This window comes from Virgibacillus doumboii (assembly GCF_902806455.1).
GTDB lineage: Bacteria > Bacillota > Bacilli > Bacillales > Amphibacillaceae > Lentibacillus > Lentibacillus doumboii.
Genome location: NZ_CADCWQ010000001.1, coordinates 2,996,697 through 3,010,567, shown reverse-complemented (window position 1 = coordinate 3,010,567; position 13,871 = coordinate 2,996,697). Strand labels below are relative to the sequence as shown.

Here is a 13,871-nt window from a genome sequence, read left to right as displayed (position 1 = left end):
CCGGAAATATACTTCGCTTTCACACCTCCGGGTACCAAGGCGACATCTGCTCAAGAAGTACGTTTTCGCAGTGTCTTCTTAGCCGCGGGCGGCTGTTGAGCCTCTCCGTGCTTTCGCACTGCGAGTCTCACCTAGGCCTGTCCTCCCGCAGGAGTCTACGTATATTTCCTCCGCTTATTGCATGCATTATTCCTCATTTGTTTTACCGTTTTGATTTTGTCCCAGCCTCGTGCAAGTTAAATAACCCCCAATGACCCCAGAAAAACAATGACAATCGTAACAGGAACGAGCCACCGCATGATCTGGAACCACAATTGATACATTCCAGGTGAAAGGTTGTTACCGCTAAAGAATTCCTCTTTCATCAATGCTTTATCCAGTTTAATGCCGATAAATAATGCAATCAGCAGGCATCCGCCAGGCAGTAGAATGTTACTTACCAGAAAGTCGCTGGCATCAAAAACAGTCAGATTAAAAATCTTAAAGTTTGCCAGACTGCTGGAAGACAGGGCTGCGGGGATTCCTGCGATAAAAACAACAAGACCGGCAATCCAGGCTACTTTAGTTCTGGACCGTTGTTTTTTGGCAGTGAATGCCGAAGTGATAATTTCCAGCATACTGAATGATGATGTCAGAATTGCAAATAAAAATAACAGTAAAAATAAGCTTAGAAACACTTCTCCAAAAGGCATTTGCGCAAAAGCTTCGGGAAGAACCATAAACAATAGACCAGGTCCTTCCGTCGGCTCGAGTCCGAAAGAAAAAACGACGGGGAAGATTGCCAATCCTGCGAGCAATGATACAAAAATGTTCATTAGCGAAACAGACCCTGCTGAGAATGGCAAGCTGACATCTTTGCCCAAATAGGAACTATAGGTGACCATCACCGAAAAACCTACTGCCAATGAGAAGAAGGACTGCCCCAATGCATAGAGAACACTTTCCCCGGTTATTTTGGAAAAGTCGGGTTTAAGAAAGAATTCCAACCCCGCTGAAGCACCTTCAAATGTTACAGACCTTATGACTAAAATTATAAAAAATACAAATAACAACGGCATCAGCAGTTTGCTTGATTTCTCAATACCGTCTTTAACTCCGAGTGAAATGACAATAATATTAATGATCAAAAAAAGTGCCAACCCTAAAATAGTAATAAGCGGATTACCGGTGATCATTCCAAATAGTTGCTCATAATTGGTATTATCCTTAATTACCAATCCCGGAATGGATAATATACTGTAAATTAGTACCCAGCCACCTACAACACTGTAAAAAGACAGAAGGACAAATGAACCGAATACTCCCCATCGGCCGATAATCGACCAGCCACTTTTAGGAGCGAGTTTTTTAAATGCGCTGATTGCCTCTTCCTGAGCCCCGCGGCCAATGATAAATTCGGCAATCAGTAACGGCAGACCGATAATCACAGTAAATAAGATGAACAGCAGAAAGAAAGCCCCACCGCCATTCATTCCGGTCATATAAGGGAACTTCCAAATTGCTCCAAGTCCAATCGCTGCGCCTGCAGATGATAAAATAAAGCCTAGTCTTGTTGACCATTGATCTCTTTTTTTATTCATAACTTGCCTCTCTTTCAAGTAAATCAGTGGAAAATTTCACGTTATTATAACATTTTTTATCAACGCTGGGAAAGCTTCTAAATTTCCGTCCGCAAATCCCATAGTTCCGGGAAGAAATAATGATCCAATACGCTTTTTAAGTATCCAACTCCGAATGATCCACCGGTACCGGTTTTATGGCCGATAATCCGTTCCACTGTTTTCATATGGCGGAATCGCCATTGCTGAAACTGGTCTTCCAAATCGACCAGTTTTTCAGCAAGCTGATAAAGGTCCCAGTAATCGCCTGTGTTTCGGTATACTTCCAGCCATGCTGCTTCAACGGATTCATCCTTTTCATATGTTTTGGAAACATCACGGTTCAGCACATCCTTACTTATGGCAACCCCGTTCCTTGCAAGTGCCCTGATGGATACATCATAAAGCCCAGGTTCACGGTATGCCTCTTCCAATATCTCATAGAGTTCCGGATCCTTTTTATAGATTTTCAGGATGTGCGGATTTTTGTATCCCAATACAAATTCAACGAGCCGATACTGATATGACTGAAAGCCAGAAGCATTGCCGAGTTTGTCGCGGAATTCCATATATTCGCTTGGTGTCAATGTGGACAGGACGTCCCAGGCATGAATGATTTGCGACTGGATATTGGAAACACGGGCAAGCATTTTGAATGACTCCTGGAGATTATCCTTCTCAATGGCAGTAATTGCGCCTTTTGTTTCATGAATGATCAGCTTCAGCCAAAGTTCGCTGACATGGTGGATAATAATAAATAACATTTCATCGTGGTGGTCGGATAGCCGTTTCTGGCTTGAGAGTAATTTGTCGAGTTGAAGGTAATCTCCATACGTCATTTTTTTCAAAAAATCGGTATGGATTCCTTCCTCATTATCAAATGATTTATCACGCATGAATTGTTCCTCCCTTTAGTCGGTTGGTTTTAGTACTGCGCGAACAGGGCTTCCATCGGCGCCGTCAATTGCCAGTGGCAGTGCAATCAGTTCATAGTTACCCGGTGTAACATGATCAAGCATCAGATTTTCCAGAATGAAAATTTCGTTATCATATAAAGCATGGTGGGTGGCCAAATCTTTACTATCAGGTGGATCAACGGATGGCATATCCACGCCGAGCAGTTTAACGCCTTTTTCATTCAGGAAAGGTGCAATACTTGGGTCCAGGTCCGGAAATTTTTCAGGAAAACGTTTTGGATTATTTGGCAGTGAAGTGTGTAACAGGACCCTTGCTGCACCATTGAATTCAAATTTCCGCAGTGTATCTGCCGTGATTTTTTCTGAATGGCTGACGTCCAGCACAACGGCAGGTCCAATATAGATGTCGAGGTCAAGCTGATCAACTGTTTTGCCGCCTGTATCATAGTGGAATGGTGCATCGATGTGTGTTCCGGTATGCAGGCTCCCTGTCATCTGCCCGATATTGGCTGAGCCGGTTTGTTTTTTTGTGTACGCGAGTGAGAAGTTGAATGGTGTATCACCGGGAAAGTGTGCCATATCGTTTGTTAAAGGCTGTGAGATATCAATCCAATTTGTTTGTTTCATTATGCAATAACTCCTCTTTCGTTCTGGTATTTTTTAAAGCGCTCTTCCTTCATGATAGTTTTTAAAATTTGTACGGTATTCCATACTTCCTCAAATGTATTGTAAAGTGCTACAGGTGCCAGTCGGATCCCATTTGGCTTACGGAAGTCAGGGATAACACCGTCTGCTTTCAGTGCTTTGCAAATGCGGGCTGCATCTTTATGTTCCAGAAAAACATGACCGCCACGCATCTTATCATTCGTTGGGTTAGCGATCGTAAATCCAAAATCGGCCAGTTCACTTTCGATCAGTTCCATTAAATACGTTGTCAGCTGCAGTGACTTTTGGCGAATTTGGTTTATCCCTGCTTCCTGAAACATTTCGAGTGATCCGAGTAGTGGTGCTGCACTTAAAAGGTGTGGCGTGCCGATCTGATAAGCCCCGGCATCTGCAGCAGGTGTCAGCGTATGCTCCATATCAAATTGTTTATCCTTTGCAGAGCTGTACCATCCGGCAAGACCCGGTTCATTGCCGAAATGTCTTTTGTTCACGTACAGACCGGCAACACTTCCGGGCCCGGCATTCAGATGCTTATACGTACACCAGAAAGCAAAGTCGACCCCCCATTCGGACAGGTGGTGGGGGATGGAACCAATGGAATGACATAAATCAAAGCCAATCAGAATTCCACGTTTATGCGCTTCTTTTGTTAATTTTTCCATGTCAAGTATCTGGCCGCTCCGGTAAAGCACACCAGGCAAAATAATCAAGGTAACTTCATCGGTCATTTTTTTCACAATATCTTCTGTTTTAAGTGTGTTGCCATCGTTGCTCGCTACTTGGATTAGATGTTCATCCGGTTGATAACCTTTTAGCTTCAATTGACTTTTCAATGCATAGATATCGGATGGGAAGTTGAGTTCGTCAGCGAGTATTTTGGTTTTTTTGCCGTCCGGTTTATAAAAGCTTGCAACTAACTGGTGCAGATTCGTTGTTGTTGAGCCGGTGACAATAACTTCATTTGCTTCAGCACCAATTAAAGGCGCAGTCATCGCACCCAGTTTTTCGGACAGGTAATACCAGGGATTCTCGCCCTCCGTCCATCCATCAATTGCATATTTTTTCCATGAATTAACCACATCGTCAATCGCTTGCTCACCTCTTTTTGACAGAAGGCCAAGTGAATTTCCATCCAGGTAAATGGTGTCTTCTGGCATATAGAATTCTTGCCGGAACTTGCTTAATTCATCCATATGGTCCAAATAGGTTGCGTATGTTTTTTCCGTATTCATGACTGCGCTCCTTTTACAATTTAATTTAGGCTCTTTAGGTTATAGTTGACGTAAAATGCGAAACAGTATTATTAAGTGGGGCTCTCTGACATAGCAGATAGAATATATTCGATTTCATAAGCTCTTGTTGGGGAGCCTACTCAGCATTCCTTTCCCGATTCTTACCTTGAGAAAAATATTTTAGAGAGGATTCCCCTTCCTTTTGTACTTCGTATTTCTGATGAAAGACATTTTTTTAGTTATTAGGCTTTCTTTTGTCCTTCATACCCTTGATGAACCACTTTTCATCGATGTTATTGCTTCCAATTGTTCTTCATACCCTTGATGAACCACATTTCATCGATGTTATTGCTTCTAATTGTCCTTCATACGCCTGATGAACCACATTTCGACGATGTGATTGCTTCCAATAGTGCTTCACACCCCTGATGAACCACTTTTCATCAACGTTTCCGCTTCAATTTGTCTTTCATAACCCGTCCTACCCGCACGAGTACCGCATCTCAAGAAAAACTTGCGACAAGAAGCGTACGAAAAAGTTCAGCAGCCGCCCCCGGCTGAGAAGACACTGTGAAAACGTACTTTTTGAGCAGATGTTGCCTTGGTACCCGGAGGTGTGAAAACAAAGTGTATTTTCGCAGCGGTTTTATAGCACTCAACTTTTTTTCAAAGTAGTTCGCAGTTTGGAAACTACTATGTAATAATTCATTCGTTAAGTGACGCAAACGGCAACAAACTTTTAGAAAGCAACCTATTTTTATCATAACAGTCAATCATGATAGTTTGGAGCTTTTAATTATTTTTGGTAATTTAAGAGGATTTCGAAAATAAATATAGAATAGTTAAAATAGTCAAAATGTAAGCACTTTCATATGAAAGGGGTGAGGTGAACAGGAAATCCAGAATAGATTGGTAAGCTGATAGGAACAACTGAAAAAATACGAGGAGGCTTATGATGGAGAATACGTTTTGGTCTTTAGTACCCCCGTTACTGGCAATTATCATGGTTCTTATTACTAAAAGAGTATTGCTTTCTCTTGGTATAGGGATCGTTGCTGCAGCATTCTTTATTGCCAGTTTTAATGTCACGGAGTCGCTTGGCTTAATCTGGGAGTCGTTTAAAGGTACATTTGTTGCAGACGGTGCGTTGAATACGTGGAATGTGTTTATTTTACTATTCGTATTAATGCTAGGTATTATCACCGCATTTGTAAGCATGATGGGTGGCACAAAAGCTTTTGGCGATTGGATGGTCCGGCGTGTGAAGACACGTGCCGGTGCACAGATAATGACGATGGTGCTTGGTGTTATTGTTTTTGTTGATGACTATTTTAACAGTTTAACAGTTGGCCAGGTTGCCAAGCCGGTTACGGATAAGCACCGTGTGTCACGATCAAAGCTTGCATACATTGTTGATTCAACTGCAGCACCTGTCTGTGTCATTGCACCAGTATCAAGCTGGGGTGCTTATATTATCGGGATAATCGGTACTATTTTTGCAACGCAGGGGATAACAGACTCCAGTGCATTTTCTGCATTCCTGCAAATGATTCCGATGAATTTTTATGTATGGGCGGCCATAGGTGTGGTTCTGGTTATTGCAGTACGACAGGTTGATTTTGGTCCAATGAAGATTCATGAACAGCGTGCTATGAAGACGGGTGAGGTGTTGGATCCTGAAAATAAGGAAAATGTGGATCCTGAATCAAAACTTCCTTCCAGTGATGCAGGAAAAGTTAGTGACCTGGTTCTTCCTATCGCGATACTTTTCATTGCAACAATAGGTGCCATGTATTTGTCCGGACTAGGTGCAGTTGAAGGAGATGCGTCCCTTGTTGACATCTTCGGGAGTGCCGCTGTTGCAGAATCGCTATTATATGGAGGACTTATCGGGCTGGCTGCTACATTCTTATTCTTTTTCCGCCATATGGCAAAAGGGAAATTGACGGGCAGCCATTTTGGATTGGGAATCGTTGAAGGCGCAAAATCAATGATGCCGGCATTTGGGATTTTGATTTTTGCCTGGTCGATTGTGTTCCTGATTGGAGAATTAAAAACAGGGGAATACTTGGCCGGGATTGTTGAATCGTCCAACTTAAGTTTAGCACTGTTGCCGGTAATAGTGTTTTTTATTGCGGGTTTCATCGCTTTCGCTACCGGTACGTCCTGGGGTTCATTTGGAATTCTTTTGCCAATTGCAGGACAGATTGCTGCTGCAACCGATATAAACCTTATTATGCCAATGCTCGCGGCAGTTTTGGCGGGTGCAGTATTTGGTGATCATTGTTCGCCGATTTCCGATACGACAATTCTGTCATCGACCGGTTCCAGCTGTCACCATATTGACCACGTCACTACTCAACTGCCATATGCTATTACCGCAGCAATTATTGCCGGACTTGGTTATGTCGTGTTAGGGATTTCCGGGAGTGTTTTGCTTGGTCTGGCAACTGTAATCGTCGGACTGGTAGTGTTCTTTAGCGTATTGAAAAAACCGGGGGACACGGATTATGCTGATGAGTCGATTGCTAATTGAATAATCTAATTTCGTATTTTAAAAACAGTTGCAAAATTAAAAATGCTGATTTATACTCACAGTAGATAGATGAAATGGCGTTTCATTATATGAAATGAGGAGGCTGACCATGGCTTTTGTTTCCGAAAAGGTTAAGAATTTGCCGCCTTACTTATTTTCTGAGTTTCAGCGGAGGAAAAAGGAACTGGAAGCGGATGGTGTGGATGTAATCGATTTGGGTATTGGTGCACCGGATTTACCAACGCCTGATTTTGTTGTTGATAAGCTGGCTGAGGAATCCAGGATTGCGGCTAATCATCGCTATTCAACGTATAGCGGTAGTGTGGAGTTCAGGGAAGCTGTAGCAGATTTTTACCAAAAGCAATATGGCGTGAGCCTTGATCCGGATTCGGAAGTTTTAACGGTCATCGGGTCAAAAGAAGGAATTGCCAACTTGATGCATGCAACGCTTAATCCGGGTGATGCTGTACTCGTTCCTGATCCCGGCTATCCGGTTTATCGCAAGGCTGTCCATCTGGCCGGGGGAGAAAGTATTCCACTCCCGCTTGATGCTGAAAATAACTATGTACCACTGTATGATTATGTGGACGATACTACTTTGAAGCGGGCAAAATTAATGCTTTTAAATTACCCAAGTAATCCGACCGCCGCAACGGTTAATTTCGACACTTTTTTGGAAGCGATTACATTTTCCGTAAAAAATAATCTGTTGCTTGTTCATGATGCTGCATATGACATGGTCACTTATAACGGGTATAAAGCTCCAAGTGTGATGCAGGTTGACGGGGCAAAAGAACATGCAGTGGAATTTGGATCGTTGTCAAAAAGCTTTAACATGACCGGCTGGCGAATCGGTTATGTCGTTGGCAACAAAGAGGTTATAAAGGCATTGGCCACCTTTAAGAGCAACATTGATACATGTCAGTTTCTCCCCATTCAAAAAGCTGCTGCCGCTGCACTGAGAAGTGATTTCTCGGCAGTGGCGGCAAACAATAAAATTTACCAGAAACGAATGGAGACGCTGTATGCCGCTTTTCAAAAACTCGGTATGAAAGCGGATAAACCGAATGGCACGATTTTTCTCTGGGCAAAGGTTCCGGATGGATACACCTCCATGTCATTTGCGGATAAACTGCTGAATGACTGTGGTGTTATCGTCACACCGGGAAATGCCTTTGGTTCGCGTGGTGAGGGCTATATTCGGATAGCACTTACGGTTACAACCGACCGGTTAAACGAAGTAATCAGCCGGATGGAAAAAGCCAATTTTAAGGAGGTGGCAAATTAAATGACAACTGTGACAGCACGAACAGCTAAGACACTGACCGCAGCACAGGCCATCGTGGAATGTATAAACATTGAGGGGATAAAGGACGTGTTTTGTGTTCCCGGTGAAAGTTATTTGCCCGTATTGGACGCCCTTTATGATGAAGCGAACATCCACGTTATCTCAGCAAGGCACGAAAGCGGTGCGGCCTTTATGGCGGAAGCTTATGCAAAGTCATCACTGAAGCCTGGAGTAGTGCTTGCTACCCGCGGGGTTGGTGCTGCCAATCTATCAATCGGCGTCCATACAGCCTACCAGGATTCCACACCAATGGTAGTTTTGTTAGGGCAGGTACATAGCAAGTTCCGGGGTCGAGAAGGGTTTCAGGAAGTTGATCTGGACCAATATTTTAAGCACATTGCCAAGTGGGCAGTGGAAGTTAATGAACCGGAGCGAATGCCTGAACTTGTCCAGCGTGCATTTCGGATTGCACAGACGGGAAGGCCGGGGCCGGTAGTCATATCATTGCCGGAAGATGTTTTATCGGTTGAAGCCGAAATGGAGTTTGGGCCGGCTACAGTTAAGCCGCGACCTGCGCCATCCCGGCAAGAAGCAGCTGCTGTGGAAGAGTTGCTTTCGACAGCTAAGAAGCCGTTAATTATTGCGGGAGGCGGAATCAAAAGTTCGCAGGCGGAGGAAAGTCTTCTGGCGTTTGCAGAAAAGTACTCTTTACCGGTAATGGCGGCTTTTCGAAGGCATGACTCTTTTCCAAATGATCACCCACTGTATGTCGGGCACCTTGGTCTTGGGACAAATAAAGAAATTTTAAAAACAGCGGAAGATGCTGATGTGATTTTAGCGCTTGGTACACGGCTATCGGAAGTAACAACACAGGATTATAAGCTTATTTCATCAGAACAGAAACTGATCCATATCGATATCTGCTATGAAACCATCGGTAAAGTTTATGCGCCCGACATTGGGATTGTAGCTGATATAGGTGAAGCGTTACATGCGTTGCGTCAGATGAATGTTACATGTACATGGGATAGCTGGGTAAAGGAGCGGCATCATGCCTATGAAAATATCAGCAGTCTCAATGTTTCGCATAATGATGTCATCAACAAGCATATTATGGCATTGATGGAAAGAACATTGTCCAATGATGCCCTGCTGACAAATGATGCAGGAAACTTTGCCGGCTGGCTCCATGCATTTTATCCGTTTAAAGAAAAGCATACGTATGTCGGGCCAACATCGGGGGCGATGGGATATGGAATGCCAGCAGCACTTGGAGCAAAACTGGCACATCCCGAAAAAAAGGTAGTTTCCCTGTCCGGAGATGGCGGGTTCATGATGACCGCACAGGAACTGGAAACAGCAGTAAGATATAACATTCCGGTAATTTGCCTCGTATTTAACAATCAAATGTATGGAACCATTCGCATGCATCAGGAAATCCATTATCCTGAGAAAGTTGTCGCAACTGACCTCGGAAGTGTTTCATTTAAACAATTGGCTATAAGCGTTGGTGCGGATGGCTATCAGGTAGAAACTGCTGATGAATTTGCGGAAGCTTTCAAAATGGCATTGCAAAACAACCGGCCTGCTGTCATTGAGATTTTAACCGAGAAAGAACAGATTTCCGTATCATCCACGATTACAGATTTGCGTAATCGTGCCACTAAATAGTTTAGACATTATTTAACATAAATTTTTTAGGAGGTATTTATTATGGCTCAAAGCTTACTCAAGACAGAAAAGCTTAAAAACTTTATAAACGGTGATTGGGTAGATGTATCGGAGTCCGCAGCAGTCGTAAATCCGGCAAATGGAGAAACAATTGTCGATGTTCCGCTGTCTGGCAGTGAAGATGTTAATACTGCAGTTGAGGCTGCCAAAAAAGCTCAAAAAGAATGGGCACTGGTACCGGCGCCACAACGAGCCGAAGTATTACTGAAAGTCGGCCAGATGATGAAAGACCGCAAAGAGCGACTTTCACGGTTGTTGACGATGGAAAATGGAAAGGTGCTTGAAGAGGCACGCGGTGAAGTACAGGAAGGGATCGATATGGCCTTTTACATGGCTGGTGAGGGCCGTCGTATGTTTGGACACACAACACCGGCAGAATTGCCAAATAAATTTTCCATGAGCCAGCGCTGCCCGGTTGGTGTTGTTGGAATCATTACACCATGGAACTTCCCGATTGCCATTGCAACATGGAAGTCATTCCCGGCGATTGTTGCAGGTAATGCAGTTATTTGGAAGCCGGCAACTGAGACACCGATAATGGCACATGAACTTGCGAAGATTTTTGAAGAGGCAGGATTGCCAAAAGGTGTATTGAATGTTGTTTTCGGTAAAGGGTCCGCCGTTGGGGATGCGATGGTTCATCATGACGCTATCCGGGTTATTTCATTTACCGGATCAAATGATACAGGACGCAATATTGCCGGTGAGTGCGGCAAACAGTTGAAAAAGGTATCCCTTGAGATGGGCGGTAAAAACGCTATTATCGTGATGGATGATGCTGATCTGGATTTGGCTGTGGAAGGGATTCTCTGGAGTGCATTCGGTACAAGCGGTCAGCGCTGTACCGCGGCAAGCAGGGTCATCGTCCATGAAGATGTGAAAGAACGATTGGAAGAGCGGCTGCTTGTCGAAATGGAGAAACTGACAATCGGTGATGGTTTAGATGAGTCCATTAAGGTGGGACCAATCATTAATGAAGGCGGTCTCGATAAAATTAAAAAATATATCCAGATCGGAAAAGAAGAAGGAGCCAAAATGCTTGCCGGCGGATATGTGATGGATGAAGGTGATCTTGCAAAAGGGCATTATTTTGCTCCGACGTTGTTTACGGATTGTACATCGGAAATGCGTATCTCGCAGGAAGAAATCTTTGGACCTGTCGTTTCACTGATTCCGGTTAAAAGTTTTGAGGAAGCAATCGAAGTGAATAACGGTGTGACATTCGGATTATCAAGCTCGATTTTCACAACGGATGCCAACCGTGTGTTCAAGGCACAGCGTGATCTGGATACAGGAATTGTTTACGTAAACGCAGGAACAACCGGAGCCGAGATTCACTTGCCATTCGGCGGCACAAAAGGAACAGGTAACGGACACCGCGACTCCGGCGTGCAGGCACTTGATGTGTTTACCGAATGGAAAGCAGTGTATGTCGACTACAGCGGTAAACTGCAACGGGCGCAGATTGATGTTTGATAGATTGATAAATAATCAGGAAAGGCTGTTTTTGTAAGGGTTGGGTGGCAGGGCGGTATCTCATCCCATGAAAAGATTTGCTGTTTTAAAAGATGTAAAAAGATAATATAAGCAGCCAGTATACACGTAGACTCCTGGGGGAGCTAAGGTATCGGTGAGACCACTGAGTGCGTAAGCACGAAGAGGGCTCACCAGCCGCCCCCGGCTAAGAAGACACTGCGAAAACGTACTTTTGAGCAGATGTCGCCTTGGTACCCGGAGGTGTGAAAGCGAAGTGTATACTGGCTGCGGGTTAGAAAACAACAATCCAGACGAACAGCCATAGGAATAAAAGGACAAATATCCTAAAAAGGAGTTAGTTATATAGAAAAAATTTAATTTACAGGGAGTGTAAACTATATGAAAATAGGTGTATTAGGATCTGGATTAATGGGGAAAGAAGCAGCACGAGATCTGGCAGGAAGTGAAGGTGTGACAGCTGTCGGCCTGGCCGATATAGATTTGGAAAGAGCGCAACAGGTTTGTGATCAGTTAAATTCTTCTAAACTAAAAGCCTATCAGGTAAATGCCAGCGATGAACAGGAACTGGCCGGTTATATGCAGCAGTTTGATGTGATTATTAACGCGTTATTTTACTCATTCAATGAGATAGTTGCCAAAACAGCAATCCAGGTAGGGGTCAATTCAGTCGACTTGGGCGGTCATATCGGGCATATTACCGATAAAGTGCTTGCCCTGAAAGACGATGCACAGGCTGCTGGAGTAACGCTGATTCCTGACTTGGGTGTTGCACCGGGAATGATTAATATTCTTTCCGGACACGGCGCAAGTAAACTGGACGAATTGGAAGAAATCAAAATATATGTAGGGGGAATTCCGGTAAGACCGGAACCGCCGTTTGAATACAATCATGTTTTTTCCATGGAGGGTGTATTTGATCACTATACAGACCCGGCATTGATTATCCGTAATGGGGTTAAACAGGAAATCGAGGCCTTAACCGAGGTTGAGCGCATTCATTTTGAGAAATTCGGACCTTTGGAGGCCTTTCATACGTCGGGAGGAACATCAACACTGCCGATTTCCTATCCGAATGTAGATACATTGGAATATAAAACAATCCGCTATCCGGGCCATGCGGAAAAGTTCAAGCTTCTCGTTGATCTTAACTTAACCCGGATGGATTATGAGGTTGATGTAAAAGGGCAAAAAATAAACCCTAGAGAAGTACTGTTAAAAGTTCTTGATCCGATTGTCGATCTAAAGGATAAGGATGACGCGGTACTGTTAAGGGTAAAGGTTACCGGTGAAAAAGACGGTCAGCCAAAAACATACGAGTATGAAATGACAACCTATAAAGACAGGGAAACAAATGTAACTGCAATGGCACGTGCAACAGCCAACACCATTTCAGCGGTTGCGCAAATGATCGGAAATGGCACAATAACAAAGCGGGGTGTCTACCCGCCGGAGCAATGTGTTCCAGGTGAAGTCTACATGAAGGAAATGGCTAAAAGAGGCGTGAATATCCTGGAATCAGGAAGTACCGAAAAAGAACATGTAAACATTTAGGAGGGGGGGACAGGGTCATTGTCTCACGCGATGCGGTGTGACAATAGGCCCTATACCCGCGTCTTATCCAAGGAGTTATCGCAATGAATCAAAGTGTAATCAAAGCATTGAATCTATTAAATTTTTTTACCATCGAAACCCCGGAACTGACATTAAAAGAAATTGCTATTAAGGCGGGAATCCCGAAGCCTACTGCATACAGACTGTTATCGGCTTTGGAGTCTTGTGATTTTCTTTATAAAACGAAGGAAAACGAACATGACAGCAGGTACCGGTTAGGGTTGAAATTATTAGAGTTGGGACAGATTGTTTCCGATCAGCTGGAAATCAGAACCGTTGCACTTCCATATATGGAACAGCTGGCTGAAGAAATTAATGAGGTGATTCACCTGGTAATTGCCAACCTGGATGAGGCTACATATATTGAAAAAGTGGACAGTTCAAGAGCGTTAAGATTATATACAAGAGTTGGCAAGAGTTCGCCGCTTTATGCGGGATCAGGGCCGAAAATGCTGCTTGCCCACATGTCTCGTGAACGGCAGGAGAAAGTGTTGGGTGATTCCAAGTTGTACCGATTAGGTGACCATGAACCGATTGATAAAGAGCAATTACTAGAGCAGCTTAACACGATTTATCAGGACGGGTACGCATATAGTGTCGGGGAGCAGGATGCTGATACGACAGGGATTTCGTATCCAATCTATGATTACAGCAATCAGGTTATTGCAGCACTCGCTGTGAGTGGGCTTTCCAGTCACTTCGAAGGGGAAAACCTGACATTCCACCAGGAGAAAACAAAGCAAACCGCCCAAACGATTTCAAGGCAATTAGGGTATCGCGGACCGGACTTTTAAA

The 13,871-nt window shown here is 43.9% G+C and carries 10 protein-coding genes; 6 read left to right on the top strand and 4 right to left on the bottom strand.

What is annotated here, in order from left to right:
• Window positions 1–236: 236 nt before the first annotated feature.
• The 4 genes from G6R02_RS15115 to kynU all read right to left on the bottom strand — a co-directional run bounded on the left by G6R02_RS15115 (window position 237) and on the right by kynU (window position 4,413).
• The gene (locus G6R02_RS15115) at window positions 237–1,580 is read right to left on the bottom strand and encodes a sodium-dependent transporter (protein ID WP_164670065.1); all 1,344 of its coding nucleotides are present in this window, start codon (window positions 1,578–1,580) and stop codon (window positions 237–239) included.
• 77 nt (window positions 1,581–1,657) lie between these two features.
• Entirely contained in the window at window positions 1,658–2,494 is an 837-nt protein-coding gene (gene kynA, locus G6R02_RS15110) for a tryptophan 2,3-dioxygenase (RefSeq protein ID WP_164670064.1), read from the bottom strand.
• A gap of 15 nt (window positions 2,495–2,509) precedes the next feature.
• Window positions 2,510–3,142 (bottom strand): arylformamidase, encoded by a 633-nt coding sequence (kynB, locus tag G6R02_RS15105; RefSeq protein WP_164670063.1) that lies wholly within the window; start codon window positions 3,140–3,142, stop codon window positions 2,510–2,512.
• Entirely contained in the window at window positions 3,142–4,413 is a 1,272-nt protein-coding gene (gene kynU / locus G6R02_RS15100) for a kynureninase (protein ID WP_164670062.1), read from the bottom strand. Before kynU ends, kynB begins: the two co-directional genes overlap by 1 nt.
• A gap of 955 nt (window positions 4,414–5,368) precedes the next feature.
• On the opposite strand from kynU, the gene G6R02_RS15095 reads away from it, so the two are divergent.
• From G6R02_RS15095 to G6R02_RS15070, 6 genes are all read left to right on the top strand, one after another.
• Window positions 5,369–6,949 (top strand): Na+/H+ antiporter NhaC family protein, encoded by a 1,581-nt coding sequence (locus G6R02_RS15095; RefSeq protein WP_164670061.1) that lies wholly within the window; start codon window positions 5,369–5,371, stop codon window positions 6,947–6,949.
• A gap of 109 nt (window positions 6,950–7,058) precedes the next feature.
• Window positions 7,059–8,237 carry an LL-diaminopimelate aminotransferase gene (locus G6R02_RS15090; protein WP_164670060.1) on the top strand — a complete coding sequence of 393 codons (1,179 nt, stop codon included), beginning with the start codon at window positions 7,059–7,061 and terminating at the stop codon, window positions 8,235–8,237.
• A complete protein-coding gene (locus G6R02_RS15085) occupies window positions 8,238–9,908 on the top strand; it encodes a thiamine pyrophosphate-binding protein (protein WP_164670059.1) in 1,671 nt (556 codons plus the stop codon).
• Between the two features lie 42 nt (window positions 9,909–9,950).
• Window positions 9,951–11,444, top strand: a complete 1,494-nt coding sequence (locus G6R02_RS15080) for an aldehyde dehydrogenase family protein (protein WP_164670058.1) — start codon at window positions 9,951–9,953, stop codon at window positions 11,442–11,444.
• A gap of 399 nt (window positions 11,445–11,843) precedes the next feature.
• On the top strand, window positions 11,844–13,016 hold the full coding sequence (locus tag G6R02_RS15075; RefSeq protein WP_164670057.1) for a saccharopine dehydrogenase family protein: 1,173 nt from the start codon (window positions 11,844–11,846) through the stop codon (window positions 13,014–13,016).
• Between the two features lie 83 nt (window positions 13,017–13,099).
• Window positions 13,100–13,870 carry an IclR family transcriptional regulator gene (locus G6R02_RS15070; RefSeq protein WP_164670056.1) on the top strand — a complete coding sequence of 257 codons (771 nt, stop codon included), beginning with the start codon at window positions 13,100–13,102 and terminating at the stop codon, window positions 13,868–13,870.
• Window position 13,871 lies beyond the last annotated feature (1 nt).